We start from the raw sequence: 14,643 nt of genomic DNA, 5'->3' as shown, positions 1-14,643 counted from the left end.
TGCGGGTCAGGACCGGGTCTCGTCCAGGAGGTCACGTCCGCCCTCCTCCGGAGCCGCCGGGTTGACACCGGCCCGGCCGAGGCGTTCGCGGACGAGGTACCGCTGGACCTTCCCGGTCGCCGTCGTCGGCAGCGACTCGACGAAGTGCACCGCGCGCGGCCGCTTGAAGGACGCGAGCCCGTCCCGGCAGAACGCGACGACCTCCTCGGCGGTGACGGCGGACCCGGGCGCGCGTACGACGGCGGCGACGGGCTTGTCCAGCTCGTCGCCGTCCGGCAGCGCCACAACCGCCGCCTGGGCGACGCCGGAGTGCTCCAGCAGCCGGGCCTCGACCTCGCTCGGGGACACCCAGATCCCCCCGGCCTTGATCATGTCGTCGGAGCGGCCGAGGAACCGGTAGGCACCGTCCTCCTCGACGACGTACGTGTCTCCGGTGCGCAGCCACTCACCCTGGAACACCTTCCGGGTCACCGCCGTACGGCACCAGTAGCCCGTGGCGATCGAGTCGCCGCGCACCATCAGGTTCCCGGGGGTGCCGCGCGGCACGTCGGCGCCGGCGTCGTCGACGACGCGCAGGTCGTACCCGGGGACCGGCACGCCGCTGGTGCCCGGCCGCACCTGGCCCGCGCGGTTGGAGATGAAGATGTGCAGCGCCTCGGTGGCGCCGATGCCGTCCAGGATCTCCACGCCGTACCGCTCGGCGAACCGCCGGAAGATGGGCGCCGGCAGCGGCTCGCCCGCCGACACCGCCGTACGGACCGGCGCGAACGTCTCCGCGGGCAGCTCCGCGGCGAGCAGCGCGGCATAGAAGGTCGGCACGGCGAAGAACAGCGTCGGCCGGTCCCGCTGGACGCGCTCCGCGATCAGCGCCGGCGTCGGGCGGCCCGGCTCGAGCACGGTCGACGCGCCGGCCGAGAGCGGGAAGAAGCAGGAGTTGCCGATGCCGTACGCGAAGAAGAGCTTCGGCACCGACAGGCACCGGTCCTCCGGCCCGATCCCGAGCACCTGGGCGCCGTACGTCTCGGCGACCGACCGGATCGAGGCGTGCCGGTGCACGGCGGCCTTCGGCAGGCCGGTCGTCCCGGAGGTGTAGAGCCACAGGGCGCTGGAGTCGGGGTGGGTGTCGTACGGGTCGCCGTTCCCCTCGTCGCCGACGACGGCGTCCAGCCGGTGACCCTCCGCCCAGGCGGGCGGCGTCGGCGCGCCGGGCCCGCTCAGCAGGAACGCGGCCAGCTCGGGCGCGGACTGCGCGGCCTCCTCGGCGGACGCGGCGAACTCCGGGCTGGCGGCCAGCACCCGCGCCCGCGAGTCGCGCAGGAGCCCGGCGAGGTCCTTGGCGGTCAGCATCGTGGACACCGGGACCGGCACGGCGCCGACGCGCATCGTCGCGAGGATCAGCGTGAGCAGGTCCGGGCCGTCGGCCATGGAGAGCATGACCCGCTCTTCGGGCCGTACGCCGAGTTCGCGCAGCCCGGCGGCGGTGCGCCGGATCCGGCCCAGCAGGTCCGCGTAGGTGAGGGCGCCGCCCGGCCCGGTGACGGCGATCCGGTCGCCGTCGCCGGCCTCGACATGCCGGTCGACGAGATGGGTGCTGGCGTTGAACACCGGCCTCACGCCCTTGGCTGGAGGGGACGTACTCGTTGACGAACGGACCTGCCGTCGGTGCCGCGTCTCGCCGGCGCCGGGCAGTTGGCGATCTTAGTCGCCCCTTTCCCGGAGCGGGGGAGAAGCGGGGAACGGCCCTCGAAAATGTCAGTGTTCGAACGTATGATCGAACCATGGCCGAGAACGCGACGCTCGCAAGCCGTACCCGTCCTCCACTTCCGGCCCCCGAGGTGGCGGCCCTCGCCCTCTCGCTCGCCCACCTGGGCGCCGGTCCGCAGTCCGCCACGGCCCGCCGGGCCCTGCGCCGCCTCTTCGACGATCTCGACCCGGCCGAGACCGCCGGCACGACCCTCGACACCCTGGCCCGCCCGCTCGACCCGGCGACGGCGCACCGGGCCCGGACCGCGGCGGGCGCGATCACCGCGCGGCTCGTCGTCCGCCTCCACTACGCCGACGCCAGGGGCAACGTGACGGTCCGCGAGGTGGAGCCGGTGACCTGCCTCGTGCACCGCGACCACTGGTATCTCGTCGGCTGGTGCCGGCTGCGGCGGCACATCCGTGCCTTCCGCTTCGACCGGATGCTGGCCCTCGAGGCGACCGAGATCCCGGCGCGTCCGCACCGCGCCGACCGCTTCCTGCCGTTCCAGCCGCGCGCGCCGCGGACCGCGCACTGCCGTCGCTGATCCGACCGTCGCCGGGGGACGGGACCGTCCGGTCCCGTCCCCCGGCGACGGGGACGCGCCTCAGCCGATCAGCTCCGTGCGGAGCCGCGTCTTCAGGATCTTGCCGGCCGGGTTGCGGGGCAGTTCGCCCTCGCGGAACCAGAGGTGGGTCGGGACCTTGAACGCGGCGATGCGTTCGCGGAGGAACTCCTGCAGCTCCTCCGGCGTCACCGTCAGTCCCGGGCGGAGGCAGACGACCGCGCCGACCTCCTCGCCCAGCGCCTCGTGCGGCACCCCGATCACGGCGGCCTCGGCGATCGCCGGATGGTCGTACATCGCCGACTCGACCTCGGCGCAGTAGACGTTCTCCCCGCCGCGGATCAGCATGTCCTTGGCCCGGTCGACGATGTAGACGAAGCCGTCCGCGTCGATGCGCGCCAGGTCCCCCGTGTGGAACCAGCCGTCGCGGAACGCCTGCGCGGTCGCCTCGGGGTCGTTCCAGTAACCCTTGATGACGTTCGGTCCCCGGACGAGGAGCTCGCCGATCTCATCGGTGGGCAGGTCCGCGCCCGCAGGGTCCACGACCTTCACGTCGCACACCGGGACCGCCGGGCCGATGCTGTCGGGATGGGTCAGGTAGTTGATCCCGCTGTTGTACGTGGTCACCGCCGACGTCTCGGTCAGGCCGTACCCGTTGCTCGGGACCCGCTCCGGGAGCACCTCCTTGATCCTCTCCAGCAGGGCGGGCGGAGCGGGCGAGCCCCCGTAGGACACCGACGCGAGGCTCGAGGTGTCGTACTTGTCGAACTCGGGGGAGGTCAGCAGCTGCCAGGCCATCGTCGGCACCCCGCCGAACGCCGTGACCCGCTCGCGTTCGATGAGCTGGAGCGCGCGTTCGGCGTCCCACTTGTGCATCAGGACGATGCAGCCGCCCAGGACCGCGCTGGCCACGAGGACCGTGTGGCAGCCGGTCGCGTGGAAGAGCGGCAGGCTCGTCAGCGTGATGCGCCGCCCCGGATTGGCCAGCTCCTCGATCGGGTTGCCCGCCTGCAGGCCGGCGCCCAGCATGGCGTACGCCAGGCTCAGGGTGTTGCCGGTGATGTTGCGCTGCGTCCCGAGCGCGCCCTTCGGCCGGCCCGTCGTACCGGAGGTGTAGAAGATCGTCGCGTCGTCCTCCGGCTCGATGTCGGCGTCCGGAAGGGCGGTCTCGGTGACGTCGCCGAGCACCGACTCGTACGCCTCCGCGCCCGGCGGCGGCGTCCCCTGGGCCCGTACGACGATCGTGGCGACGCCGAGTCCGGGCAGGACGTCGGTGAGCCGGTCGAGGCGCTGCTCGTCGGCCACCAGGACCTTCGCGCCGCTGTCCCGCAGCCCGTACTCCAGCTCGGGACCCGTCCACCAGGCGTTCAGCGGGACGACGACGGCGCCGACGGCCGCGGCGCCCCAGAAGGCGACGAACCATTCGGGGCGGTTGCGCATCGCGATGGCGACCCGGTCGCCCTTCCGCACGCCGTACCGTTCGGTCAGCCGGCGCGCGAACGTCGCGGCGTGCCGGAAGTGCTCCTCGAAGGTCAGGCGCTCGTCCTCGTAGACGACGTACGGTTTGTCGCCGTGCCCCCGGCTGTTCTCGAGGACGGCCCGCAACGACGGGGAAGCGTACTTCCAGACGCGCGTCCGCACGCCGTGGATGTCGACCTCGTCCATCTCGAACAGCTGCCCCGGCGCGGTCAGCTCGGCCCTGACCTCATCCAGACTCTTCATCGGCACCTCCGGAGCGGAGCCTACGATCCGAATGCCGTTCTAGAAAAGTCCCCTCAGGTGAGCGGCTTCAGGGTTTGCGGGCGACTCCCGCCCAGCAGACGCTCCGGGACGGGTCGTCGCTGAGCGGGCTCGACGCCTCGTCGGGGCGCCACAGCGGAGTCCACACCACGCCGGGGTCGATCAGGTCGAGGCCGGCGAAGAACGCCTCGACCTGCGCGCGGGTCCGGACATGGGCCGAGCTGGAGGTCTTGTAGTTCTCCTCCAGGGCGGCCTCCACGTCGTCGTCCCCATCGTCGGTGGCGTGGGAGATCACCAGGTGGCTGCCCGCCGGGAGCGGCTTCAGGAGGCGGCGGACCAGCTCGTACGGCTCCTCGGCGGCGGAGATGAAGTGCAGGACCGCGACCAGCATGAGACCGACGGGCCGGTCGAGGTCCAGCAGCCGGCGCAGCGCGGGATCGGCCAGGATGCCCTCGGGGTCGCGCAGGTCGTGGCGCACGATCGCCGTGCCGTCGATCCCGTGCAGCATGTCCCGCCCGTGGGCGAGCACGACCGGGTCGTTGTCGACGTACACGACCCGGGACTCCGGGGCGATCTCCTGGACGACCTCGTGGACCTGGCCGTACGACGGCAGGCCGGTGCCGATGTCGAGGAACTGCCGGACGCCCGCCTCGGCCGCGAGGAACCGGGCCGCGCGGCGCAGGAACCCGCGGTTCTCCCGGGCGGCGTCGCGCGCGCTCGGCAGGGCCGCAATGGTGTTCTCCGCCACGACGCGGTCGGCGGGATAGTGGTCCTTGCCGCCGAGGATGTAGTTGTACACCCGCGCCGGGCTGGGGATTTCAGGCCGGAACTCGTTCTGCCGGTCGTAGTCCGTCACGAGAAGCCTCATCGCCGGGATGTCGGAGGCGGTCGATTCTTCCACGAACGCTCGTGTCCGGCGGCTGGATCCGGGAACCTGCCGCCGGACACGAACGATCGCTGGGCGGCCACAGGATCGCCCACATCACCATCACATGCCTGGCCACGGCTGACAATGGGATTGCATCCAGCTATGGGATAGCATTGCGCCACGACGCTGACGATGCAAGCCCATCGTGAAGTGGGATTGCATCGCGGCGGTCTCCGGCCGGTCGTGGAAGACTCGGAGGCCCGCCGCGAAGGAGGTCGAGGTCATGGCGAACGCGGGAGCGAGCGGCCCCACCGCGCTCCGCATCCTTCTCGGATCCGAGTTGCGCCGGCTCCGGGACAAGGCCGGGGTCGCTTCGGTCGAGGCCGCCAGGGCCATCGGCGGGTCCGAGTCGAAGATCAGCCGGATGGAGCTCGGCCGCAGCGGCTTCAAGGAGGCGGACGTCGCGATCCTGCTGTCGCTGTACGGCATCACCGCCGAGGAGGAGCGGGACCAGCTGCTGACCCTCGCCCGCCGGGCCAACCAGCCCGGCTGGTGGCACAGCTACGGCGACATCCTGCCCTCCTGGTTCCAGCCCTACGTCGGGCTGGAGCAGGCGGCGGCCCGCATCCGCACCTACGAGCCGCAGTTCATCCCCGGCCTGCTGCAGACCGAGGAGTACGCCGCGGCCGTCATCTCCCTCGGCGACTTCCCGCCGGAGGACGTGGAGCGCAGGGTCTCGCTGCGGGCCACGCGGCAGCGGCGCTTCCGTGACGGTGTGCTGCGGCTGTGGGCGGTGATCGACGAGGTGGCGCTGCGCCGTCCCGTCGGCGGTCCCGAGGTGCTGCGCGGGCAGCTGGAGTACCTCATGACCGTGGCGAAGCAGCCGGGCCTCACGCTCCAGGTCACACCCTTCGAGGCCGGCGCGCTGCACGCCGCGCCCGGCGGGTTCACCATCCTGCGGTTCGCCGACCCGCAGCTGACCGACGTGGTCTACGTCGAGCAGCTCGGCAACGCGCTCTACCTCGATAAACGCGAGGACGTCGACCGGTACACCCTCGCCATGGACCGCCTCAGCGTCGTCAGCGCCACCCCCGACGAGTCCATCGATCTCATCGGCACGATCCTGGAGGGCCTGTGATGCGCACCGACGACCTGTGGCGAAAGAGCTCCAAGAGCACCCCCGAGGGCAACTGCGTGGAGGTGCGCGTCCTCGTCCGCTGACCTGCCGCCGGCCCGCTGACACGCGCGTCACGGAAGTGGAGCGTCCTGTCACGCTCCGTGTACGGTGCGGGCCGTGGAGAACCTGCGGATCGGCGTGGTCGACATCGTCCACGACGAACAGACCACCAATGACCACCTGGCCTGTGCGGTGTGCACCTGGCGGCTCGGGGTGTCGCCGCGCGAGTACGCCCTGCGCCTCGCCCGCCGCCATGACGAGTCGCACCAGAACGGACCACGGCGCGCGCGTCCGGGCGGCGCGGGCGAGCCGGGGGAGGACGCGGCGGGCTAGCGGACCCGGCCCGCGGTCGGTTCGGCCGCGCGGCGGGCCAGGCTCACCAGGTCGTCGGCGCGCAGACCCGGCCAGCCGTGCACCCGCGCGCGCCATTCGTCGGGCACGGCGGACAGGCCGTAGCGCGCGCCCAGCAGCGCCCCGGCGATCGCCGCGACCGTGTCGGTGTCGTTGCCCACGCGGACGGCGGCGACGAGGCCGTCCGAGAGGTTCGCGGTGTGGGTGATCGCCGACCAGGCGGCCTGCAGCGCGGGCACGACGAAGCCGTTCGGGCTGAACCGCCCCGGCGGACCGGTCTCGGCGTCCCGGAGCCAGGCCGCCCAGTGGTGCCGCCGCTCGGCGGGCAGCAGGTCCAGGCCCTCCCGGACGCCGTCGAACGTCGCGTCCAGCACCGCGCGCCGTACGCCCGAGCACCACAGCACGCAGGCGTCCCCCGCCAGGTCGTCGAAGTGGGTGAGCGAGCTGACCAGCCGCGCGGCCTCCGCCATCCCCACCGGGTCGGCCAGGTAGGGGAGGGCCACGATCCCGGTCCGCATGAGCGAGCCGTTCCCGGCCGTGCGCCCCGTCTTGCGGTGCAGGTCGGCCGACGCCTCCCGCATCGACCGCGCCAGGCCGCCGGCGCGGGCGGTGGCCGCCAGCACCCCGGAGGTCTGCAGGCCCACGTCGCTCGCGCCCTCGAGGGACCACCGCAGGAAGCGCTCGGCGATGCCGTCGAGCGCCTCCTCCGAGCGCAGGTCGCCCGCTGTCGCGGCGACCTCGGCCACGCAGACCTGCATCTGGGTGTCGTCGCTGTACTCACCGGGCGCGTAGGGGCCCAGCCCGCCGCCGACCATCTCGGGAACGGCGGTCCCCGGCAGGGGCTCGGCGAACTCGTACGGCACGCCGAGCGCGTCCCCGCAGGCCGCGCCGAGGAGCACGCCGGCCGCCCGGTCTCGCTGATCGTTGTTGAGCATCAGGAGTACGGACGTGCCGGCGGCCTCGATGGTTCCGTCGGTCATTCCGCGGAGCCCGTGAGCCTGGCCACCTCCCGCTCGTGCGTCTCGGCGTCGGCGCGGGCCGCCTTCGGGCTCCACCGGCCCGCCAGCGGCAGCATGAGGAAGACGAAGGCCACTTCGGCGGCGATGCAGACCCACCACCAGTGCTGCCACTGGTGCGGCGCGTCGGCCGCCGCCTTCTTGATCTTGCCGAGCTCCTGCAGCAGCGCGGGCGGCGGGGGCGTGCCGGGCGGCACCTTCTTCGCCGCGGCGAGCACCTCGGGCGCCTGGGTCAGCGTGTCCATGGCGCCGACCACGTACGGGAGGGTGAAGTAGGCGACGCAGACGACGATCCGCAGGATCCAGCCCCAGACGGCCAGGCCGGTGGCGGTCAGCGCGGGGTTCCGCCGCTCGACCGTCTCGGTGAACGCCGCCATCCAGGGCGTGTACGCCACTCCGAGGCCGACGGCGAGCAGGCTGATGATCCAGATCAGGGTGGACGCGCTCGTGTGCGGATGGGTGGTGCGCGTCAGGAACACGTACGTCATCACGACCGCGAGGATCGTGCCGCCCACCATGAAGGGCTTGCGCACCCGCAGCCGGTCCGACACCACGCCGACGATGACGAGGGAGATCGCGTTCATCGCCCAGTACCAGCTGTTGACGCCGTTGGCCTTCGCGGTGGTGAGGCCGAAGTTCGAGGTCAGGTAGATGGTGAAGAACGCGACCGCGGTGTAGTAGATCAGCAGGAACACGCTGACGCCGAGGGCCGGGGCGAGGATGTTCAGCCGCAGCATCTGCCGCCAGGGGTTGCGGAGGTCGGCCTCGCGCTCGGCGGTCTCGGCCCGGGCCTCGACCAGCGCGCGGTCCGCCATGCTCACCATGACCTGGTCCCGGAGCCCCGGCCGCAGCTCCCGCAGCCCGACCAGGGCGACGGCGAACGCCACGAGTCCGACGACACCGACGATGTAGTACTGGCTGGACCAGGACTCGTCGAAGTGCGGCAGGGTGCGGTTGGCCACGAAGCTGACGACCAGGCTCCCGATCACCGGGCCCAGGGTCCAGAAGCCCATCGCCGAGGCGCGGCCGATCTGCGGTGAGAAGTCACGGACGAGGGCGGGCGTCGCCACCAGGCACATCCCCTCGACCAGCCCGGACAGGATGGCGAAGACGGCGAAGGTCGCCTTGTTCGGGGCGAACGGCGTCAGGATCGCCAGGACGCCCGTGGCCAGCAGCCCGTACGTCACGAGGTTGGCGCGGCCCCACCGGTCGGCGATGCCCGCGGCCAGCGACCCGAAAGCGCCGACCAGGTTGGACACCACCAGGATGTTCACGTAGTAGATGAACGACATCTTGAAGTGCGCGAGCATCAGCGGCGCGACGCCGCCCGCGACGTACAGCTCGTAGTACAGGACGATCGTGACGAACACCGCCACGGCCAGATAGCGGTAGCGCGCCGCGGTGTCCGGATAACGGTCCAGGCCGCGTCTCCACAGCCGGTCGAGTGAGAGGCCGTCGGAGGGGGACGTCGTCGGGTCGGTGGGGGCCATCGCCACCTCGTTTCCTGCGGGGTTCGATGTGGGCGGACGCTCCGGAGCGCACGTGGCACCCCGCCCCCGAGGACCCGGACGACCTGGGTCATCCTGGGCCGTGTCATCCTGGTAAATGAGCGTTCATTCACAGAATGGAACCCATTAGTACGCTCGGGTCGGGCGGCAGTCAAGAGGAGGAGCGAAGCCGGTGACCGAATCGGACCTGCCGCTCGGAGGGTCGCGCGTCCAGCGCCGGCTCGCCGCGGCCGCGGTCGAGCTGTTCTACCGCCAGGGCGCGCTCGCGACCCCGGTACGGCAGATCACCGAGGCGTGCGACCTGACGCCCGGCGCGCTCTACAACCACTTCGGGTCGAAGGACGAGCTGCTGTACGTCCTCGTCCGCGACATCCACCTGCGGCTGGAGGACGAGGTGACCGCGGCGCTGGAGGCCGTCGCGGGGAACCCCCTCGAAGAGCTGCGGGCGATCGTCGCGGTGTACGTCCGGCGGCACGCGGACCACCGGGAGACGGCGCGGGTCGCCAACCGGGAGTACCGGCTGCTCGGCGGCGCGTGGTACGACGAGATCGTGACCATCCGCCGGCGGTTGCGCGACCGCGTCGTCGACGTCCTGCTCGCCGGGCACGAGAAGGGCGTGTTCCGGCTGGTCGGCGGCGACGGCCGGGCCGCCGCCGTCCTCACCGCGGTCCCGATCCTCGACATGTGCGTGCACATCAGCGAGTGGTTCCGCGACCGGCGGCGGCCCGGCGCCGCCGAGCTTCAGGCCCGCTACGTGGAGCTGGCGCTGCGCATGGCGGGTGCCCAGACCGACTGATCGGAGGTCCTCATGGCTCGACTTCTCCGCCCGTACGCCCAGGCCCGGCCGGACGAGCCCGCCGTCGTCGACGAGCGCGGCACGACCACCTGGCGGGAGTTGGAGGCGCGGGTCGACCGGCTCGCGGGAGCGCTGCGCGGCCTCGGCCTGACCACGGGCGACGTCATCGCGATCCACTCGGGGAACCGGCGGGAACACGTCGAGATCATGGCGGCGGCCACCCACATCGGCCTGCGGTACGTCCTCGTCAACTGGCACTGGAGCGCGGACGAGCTGGCGTACGTGCTCGCCGACTCCGGCGCGAAGGCGATCTTCTCCGAGGAGCGGTTCGCCGAGATCGCCGTGGCCGCCACGGCGGAGGCGGGTCCGCCCGCCAGGATCGGCCTGGGCGAGATCCCGGGCTTCCGGCCGTACGAGGACGTTCTGGCCGCCGGCCCGGACGGGGAGCCGGAGGACCAGGTCCTCGGCTGGCCGATGATCTACACATCGGGCACCACGGGCCGTCCGAAGGGGGTCAGCCGCAAGCTGGTGCGCGCCGGCGCGCCGATCGACACGATGGCGATGGTCGCCCCCACGTACGCCCAGGCCCTCCACATCCCCGAAGGCGGCCGATCGCTGCTGGTCGGCCCGGTCTACCACTCGGCACAGTGGCTCTTCTCCTACGTCCTGCTGTGCGCCGGGCGCTCGCTCGTCATGCGGCAGGGCTTCGACCCGGAGGAGACGCTGCGGCTCGTCGAGCGCTACCGGATCACCAACACGCACCTCGTGCCGACCCAGTTCGTCCGGCTGCTCCGCCTCGACGAGCAGACCCGCCGCGCGTACGACCTGTCCAGCCTCGCCGCCGTGTGGCACGGCGCCGCGCCGTGCGCGCCCGAGGTGAAGCACCGGATGATCGAGTGGCTCGGCCCGGTCGTGTACGAGTACTACGGGTCGACCGAGGCGTCCATCAACACCGTCGTCACGTCCGAAGAGTGGCTGGCACGGCCGGGCACGGTCGGGCGGCCGCTGCCCTCGGTGGAGACCCACGTGCTGCGCCCGGACGGCACCCCGTCCAAGCCCGGCGAACCCGGGCAGCTGTGGTTCCGCTACGCGAGCGGCGACGACGTCGAGTACTGGGGCGACCCCGAGAAGACCGCGTCGATCCACCGCGACGGGCTGTTCACCACCGGCGACATCGGCCACCTGGACGAGGACGGATACCTGTTCCTCGCCGACCGGGTCATCGACATGATCATCAGTGGCGGGGTCAACATCTACCCGGCCGAGATCGAGGGCGTGCTCATCACCCACCCGGCGGTACGCGACGTCGCGGTCTTCGGCGTGCCCGACGAGGAGTACGGCGAGCAGGTCAAGGCGGCGGTCGAGCTGGAGGAGGGCCACGCGCCCTCGCCCGCGCTGGCCGAGGAGCTGATCGCGCACTGCCGCGCCTCACTGGCCCGCTACAAGGCCCCCCGCTCGGTCGACTTCGTCGACGCCCTGCCGCGCACGCCCACCGGCAAGCTCTACAAGCGGCTCGTCCGCGATCCCTACTGGACCGGCCGGGACAGGCGCATCTGAGGCGCGCGGCAGCGATGCCGGCGCGCCGGCCCCGGTGGCGCGTGAGCCGGTGCCGGCGCGCCGCTCAGCACCAGTGGCCCAGCTCGGCGTCCTGAAGGATCCGGCGCAGCTCATCCTGGTCGGCCCGCCAGCCGACCAGGTCGTAGTACCGCTCGGACGGCTCACGGACGACGGGGACCCCGGGCGCGTGCGCGCGCATGGCCCGGGCCAGCCGGGCGGAGTGGTACCGCCAGCCACGGGCCTCGGCGTGGAAGCTGACGGCGAGCACCAGTCCCTCGCGCGTCGGCCGCCGGTCGAGCCGGCGGAGGCGGGCCCAGACGCCCAGCGGAAGGTCGTGCCGGGAGACCGCCTCGTCGAGCTCGGCGAGGTGCCGTTCGGGGGAGCCCGGAGCGGTGGGGTGCACCCGGAGCCCGACGCACCGGACCGCGCCGTGGACGAAGTCCGTACGCCGGGAGAACAGCACGAGCGCGCTCACCTCGTCCCAGGCGAACCGGCGCCCGCCGTCCCGTGACGCGGCCAGGAAGATCCCGTCCGCGTCGACGGCGAAGGCGATCCCGCCGGTGCGCCGGGCCCGCGCCAGCCGCACCGCCCCGGCGGCGGTCAGCAGGATCGACGCGACCGCCAGCGCCATGGGCGGGGGCACGCGGTCCGGGTGCCCGCCGTGCGCCGCGCCGGCGATCCAGCGGATCGCCTTTCCGAAGGCGAACGCCCCGGCCACGATCATGAGGATCGGCGGGACACGCCGGTACCGCGCGACGTACGGCGTCGGTGCGGGCTCGTCCGGGAGCTCGGTGGTCACCGCGCGCATCCTCCGCCTCAGGCACTGGTCCTCCGGCGCACTGTACTGCGTGGCCTCCGGGATCGCATGAGGATGGGCCCGCCTCGGGCACCGGACGGCCGTGGTCCCCACGCCGGTCACCGGCCCGGAGGCGTCAGGCGCCGAGCGCCGGAGGGCCGTGGCCGCCACGGCGGTCACCGGCGCGTCCGCGGGGCGTGGTCGCCACGGTCGTCACCGGCCGGAGGCGGTCAGGCGCCGAGCACGGGGTAGTCGGTGTAGCCGCGGTGGTCGCCGCCGTAGAAGGTCGCCATGTCCGCCTCGTTGTACGGGCCGCCCGCCTCGATCCGCGCCGGCAGGTCCGGGTTGGCGAGCCACAGCCGGGCGTACGCGATCGCGTCGGCCAGCCCCTCCCGCAGCGCGTCGACGCCGGCCTCGGCGGTCGCCGGGAGCGGCTCCGGCGACGGATGCGGGTTGAGGATCAGCGCGCCCGGCCACGCGGCCCGGATCGCGCGCGTCGGCTCCCGGTCGCCGGTCTCCATCACGTGCACGTAGGCGAGGCCCAGCGGCGCCAGCGCGCCGGCGAGCGCCGGGTACAGCTCGCCGGTGTCGGACTCGGTGATGCCGTTCACCGGGGCGCCGGGGGAGACCCGGATCCCGACCCGCTCGGGCCCGATCGCGTCCGCGACCGCCTCGGCCACCTCCACCGCGAACCGGATCCGGCCCGCCACCGAACCGCCGTACGCGTCGGTCCGCCGGTTGCTGCCGTCGGCGAGGAACTGATGGATCAGGTAGCCGTTGGCCCCGTGCAGCTCGACGCCGTCGAACCCGGCGTCCAGCGCGTTGCGCGCGGCGGACGCGTGGTCCTCGATCGTCCGGGCGATGTCCTCCACGGTCATCTCCCGGGGCGTCGGGTGGTCGAGCATGCCCTCGGGGGTGAACAGCTTCTGCCCGGAGGCGATCGCCGAGGGCGCCAGCGGGAGCGCGCCGTCCGGGTACAGGACCGGGTGACCGATCCGGCCGGAGTGCATGAGCTGGACGACGATCCGGCCGCCCTTCTCATGGACGGCGTCGGTCACCTTCCGCCAGGCCGCCACCTGCTCGGGGGAGTGCAGGCCCGGCGTGTTGAGGTAGCCCTGGCCGATCACGCTCGGCTGCGTGCCCTCCGTGACGATCAGTCCGGCGCTCGCCCGCTGCGCGTAGTACTCCGCGGTCAGTTCGGTGACGAGACCGCCGTACGCGCGGCTGCGCGTCATCGGCGCCATCACGAGGCGGCTGGGCAGCTCCAGCACGCCGGCGGTGACCGGCTCGAACAGTTCCCTCATCGCATGTTCTCCTTCGTGGAATCGCTGGTGGGAACGCTAGAAGCCGGTGACCGGAGGGCGAATCAGTAACGTTTCGGTACTGGGCCACGTAGGTTTGTGGACGTGTTGTACGGGCGGGACGCCGAACGCGAACGGCTGACACGACTGGTCGACGACGCGCGTACCCGGCGCCGGAGCGGCTCCCTCGTGCTGCGCGGCGAGGCCGGGATCGGCAAGTCCGCGCTGCTCGGCCACGCCGCCGACGTGGCGTCGGGACCGCGCGACCAGGCGGCCGGGGAGAACGCCGGTCCGGACGCGGCCGGCGCGGCGTCCTCGCCGCGGGTGCTGCGCGCCACGGGCGTCGAGGCCGAGCGGGACCTGGCGTACGCCGGGCTCCTTCAGCTCCTGTGGCCCGTGCAGGAACGCCTGTCGGGCCTGCCGGACCCGCAGGCGGACGCGCTGCGCACGGTCTTCGGCTCCGGCGGCCCCGGCCGGGGCGACCGCTTCCTCACCGGGCTGGCCCTCCTCACGCTGCTGGCCGACCTCGCCGACGAGGCGCCCGTGCTGTGCCTGGTCGACGACGTGCAGTGGATCGACCCGGCGAGCGTGGACGCGCTGCTGTTCGCGGCCCGCCGGCTGTCGGCGGAGGGCGTCGTCATGGTCTTCGCCGCCCGCGACGACGGGTTCGCGGGGCACGGCCTGCCCGAGATCGAGCTGACCCGGCTGGACCGCGCCGACGCCGCGCGGGTCCTCGCCGGCCGGCGGCTGCCCCCTGACCGTCGGGACCGGGTCATGGCCGAGGCCGACGGCAACCCGCTCGCGCTCCTGGAACTGGGGGCCACCGGGCGGCGGCACGACGGCGGGCACGGGCCGCTGCCGGTGACCGACCGGGTCCTCGCGGCCTTCCGCGCCCAGATCGGCGGGCTGCCCGAGCGGACCCGGCTGATGATGCTCGTCGCCGCCGCCGAGGCGCGCGGTCACCTGCCGACGCTGCTCGGCGCGGCGACGACCCTGGACGTGTCCCTCGACGACCTCGAACCGGCCGAGCAGGCGCGGCTGGTGGAGGTGACCGGCACCTCCGTCTCCTTCCGGCATCCGCTGGTCCGCGCCGCCGCCTACCAGGGCACCTCGCTCGCCCGCCGCGTCACCGCGCACCGGGCCCTCGCCGCCGCGGCGGCCGCCCACGACTGCCGGGCGCGCCATCGCGCCGCGGCGGCGACCGCGCCCGACGAGGACGTCGCCGCC

Annotated in this window: 14 protein-coding genes; 7 read left to right on the top strand and 7 right to left on the bottom strand. The window is 73.1% G+C overall.

Annotated elements, in window-relative coordinates; all coding sequences use genetic code 11:
* Positions 1–6: 6 nt before the first annotated feature.
* Positions 7–1,614: a benzoate-CoA ligase family protein gene (locus ABD978_RS19495; RefSeq protein WP_345356027.1), complete on the bottom strand. Its 1,608-nt coding sequence runs from the start codon at positions 1,612–1,614 to the stop codon at positions 7–9.
* Between the two features lie 164 nt (positions 1,615–1,778).
* Here ABD978_RS19495 and ABD978_RS19490 point away from each other — a divergent pair, with 164 nt between their 5' ends.
* A complete protein-coding gene (locus tag ABD978_RS19490; protein ID WP_345356024.1) occupies positions 1,779–2,288 on the top strand; it encodes a helix-turn-helix transcriptional regulator in 510 nt (169 codons plus the stop codon).
* A 60-nt stretch (positions 2,289–2,348) separates the two neighbouring features.
* On the opposite strand, the gene ABD978_RS19485 is transcribed toward ABD978_RS19490, so the two are convergent.
* Complete coding sequence (locus ABD978_RS19485; protein ID WP_345356021.1) at positions 2,349–4,028, bottom strand: class I adenylate-forming enzyme family protein; 1,680 nt, start codon at positions 4,026–4,028, stop codon at positions 2,349–2,351.
* A 67-nt stretch (positions 4,029–4,095) separates the two neighbouring features.
* Positions 4,096–4,947: an SAM-dependent methyltransferase gene (locus ABD978_RS19480; RefSeq protein WP_345356018.1), complete on the bottom strand. Its 852-nt coding sequence runs from the start codon at positions 4,945–4,947 to the stop codon at positions 4,096–4,098.
* A gap of 250 nt (positions 4,948–5,197) precedes the next feature.
* Here ABD978_RS19480 and ABD978_RS19475 point away from each other — a divergent pair, with 250 nt between their 5' ends.
* The 3 genes from ABD978_RS19475 to ABD978_RS19470 all read left to right on the top strand — a co-directional run bounded on the left by ABD978_RS19475 (position 5,198) and on the right by ABD978_RS19470 (position 6,424).
* Positions 5,198–6,052: a helix-turn-helix domain-containing protein gene (locus tag ABD978_RS19475; RefSeq protein ID WP_345356015.1), complete on the top strand. Its 855-nt coding sequence runs from the start codon at positions 5,198–5,200 to the stop codon at positions 6,050–6,052.
* A complete protein-coding gene (locus ABD978_RS43930) occupies positions 6,052–6,135 on the top strand; it encodes a DUF397 domain-containing protein (RefSeq protein WP_364438989.1) in 84 nt (27 codons plus the stop codon). Before ABD978_RS19475 ends, ABD978_RS43930 begins: the two co-directional genes overlap by 1 nt.
* A gap of 73 nt (positions 6,136–6,208) precedes the next feature.
* On the top strand, positions 6,209–6,424 hold the full coding sequence (locus tag ABD978_RS19470) for a hypothetical protein (protein WP_345356012.1): 216 nt from the start codon (positions 6,209–6,211) through the stop codon (positions 6,422–6,424).
* Here ABD978_RS19470 and ABD978_RS19465 read toward each other — a convergent pair.
* Positions 6,421–7,422: an ADP-ribosylglycohydrolase family protein gene (locus ABD978_RS19465; RefSeq protein WP_345356009.1), complete on the bottom strand. Its 1,002-nt coding sequence runs from the start codon at positions 7,420–7,422 to the stop codon at positions 6,421–6,423. The two genes, ABD978_RS19470 and ABD978_RS19465, sit on opposite strands and share 4 nt — an antisense overlap.
* Entirely contained in the window at positions 7,419–8,948 is a 1,530-nt protein-coding gene (locus ABD978_RS19460; protein WP_345356230.1) for an MFS transporter, read from the bottom strand. Before ABD978_RS19460 ends, ABD978_RS19465 begins: the two co-directional genes overlap by 4 nt.
* Before the next feature lie 190 nt (positions 8,949–9,138).
* On the opposite strand from ABD978_RS19460, the gene ABD978_RS19455 reads away from it, so the two are divergent.
* Positions 9,139–9,762, top strand: a complete 624-nt coding sequence (locus ABD978_RS19455; RefSeq protein WP_345356006.1) for a TetR/AcrR family transcriptional regulator — start codon at positions 9,139–9,141, stop codon at positions 9,760–9,762.
* Between the two features lie 12 nt (positions 9,763–9,774).
* On the top strand, positions 9,775–11,319 hold the full coding sequence (locus ABD978_RS19450; RefSeq protein WP_345356003.1) for an AMP-binding protein: 1,545 nt from the start codon (positions 9,775–9,777) through the stop codon (positions 11,317–11,319).
* A gap of 64 nt (positions 11,320–11,383) precedes the next feature.
* Here the strand turns inward: ABD978_RS19450 and ABD978_RS19445 are convergent, their stop codons facing one another.
* Positions 11,384–12,118 carry a hypothetical protein gene (locus ABD978_RS19445; protein WP_345356000.1) on the bottom strand — a complete coding sequence of 245 codons (735 nt, stop codon included), beginning with the start codon at positions 12,116–12,118 and terminating at the stop codon, positions 11,384–11,386.
* Between the two features lie 227 nt (positions 12,119–12,345).
* Positions 12,346–13,419 carry an alkene reductase gene (locus tag ABD978_RS19440; protein WP_345355997.1) on the bottom strand — a complete coding sequence of 358 codons (1,074 nt, stop codon included), beginning with the start codon at positions 13,417–13,419 and terminating at the stop codon, positions 12,346–12,348.
* 102 nt (positions 13,420–13,521) lie between these two features.
* Here ABD978_RS19440 and ABD978_RS19435 point away from each other — a divergent pair.
* Positions 13,522–14,643 (top strand): AAA family ATPase (locus ABD978_RS19435; protein ID WP_345355994.1); only part of this gene is annotated, 1,122 nt, incomplete at its 3' end.

This window comes from Actinoallomurus liliacearum, from assembly GCF_039542035.1.
GTDB classification, from domain to species: Bacteria; Actinomycetota; Actinomycetes; order Streptosporangiales; family Streptosporangiaceae; genus Actinoallomurus; species Actinoallomurus liliacearum.
Note: the sequence above shows the minus strand (reverse complement) of the source record. Positions and strands in the feature narration are given on the sequence as shown.

What these genes read in the sequence shown, in the direction of transcription:
- ABD978_RS19490 (WP_345356024.1), top strand. Translation starts at nt 1,779, where the DNA reads ATGGCCGAGAACGCGACGCTCGCAAGCCGTACCCGTCCTCCACTTCCG.
- ABD978_RS19485 (WP_345356021.1), bottom strand. Translation starts at nt 4,028, where the DNA reads ATGAAGAGTCTGGATGAGGTCAGGGCCGAGCTGACCGCGCCGGGGCAG.
- ABD978_RS19475 (WP_345356015.1), top strand. Translation starts at nt 5,198, where the DNA reads ATGGCGAACGCGGGAGCGAGCGGCCCCACCGCGCTCCGCATCCTTCTC.
- ABD978_RS43930 (WP_364438989.1), top strand. Translation starts at nt 6,052, where the DNA reads ATGCGCACCGACGACCTGTGGCGAAAGAGCTCCAAGAGCACCCCCGAG.
- ABD978_RS19465 (WP_345356009.1), bottom strand. Translation starts at nt 7,422, where the DNA reads ATGACCGACGGAACCATCGAGGCCGCCGGCACGTCCGTACTCCTGATG.
- ABD978_RS19460 (WP_345356230.1), bottom strand. Translation starts at nt 8,948, where the DNA reads ATGGCCCCCACCGACCCGACGACGTCCCCCTCCGACGGCCTCTCACTC.
- ABD978_RS19450 (WP_345356003.1), top strand. Translation starts at nt 9,775, where the DNA reads ATGGCTCGACTTCTCCGCCCGTACGCCCAGGCCCGGCCGGACGAGCCC.
- ABD978_RS19440 (WP_345355997.1), bottom strand. Translation starts at nt 13,419, where the DNA reads ATGAGGGAACTGTTCGAGCCGGTCACCGCCGGCGTGCTGGAGCTGCCC.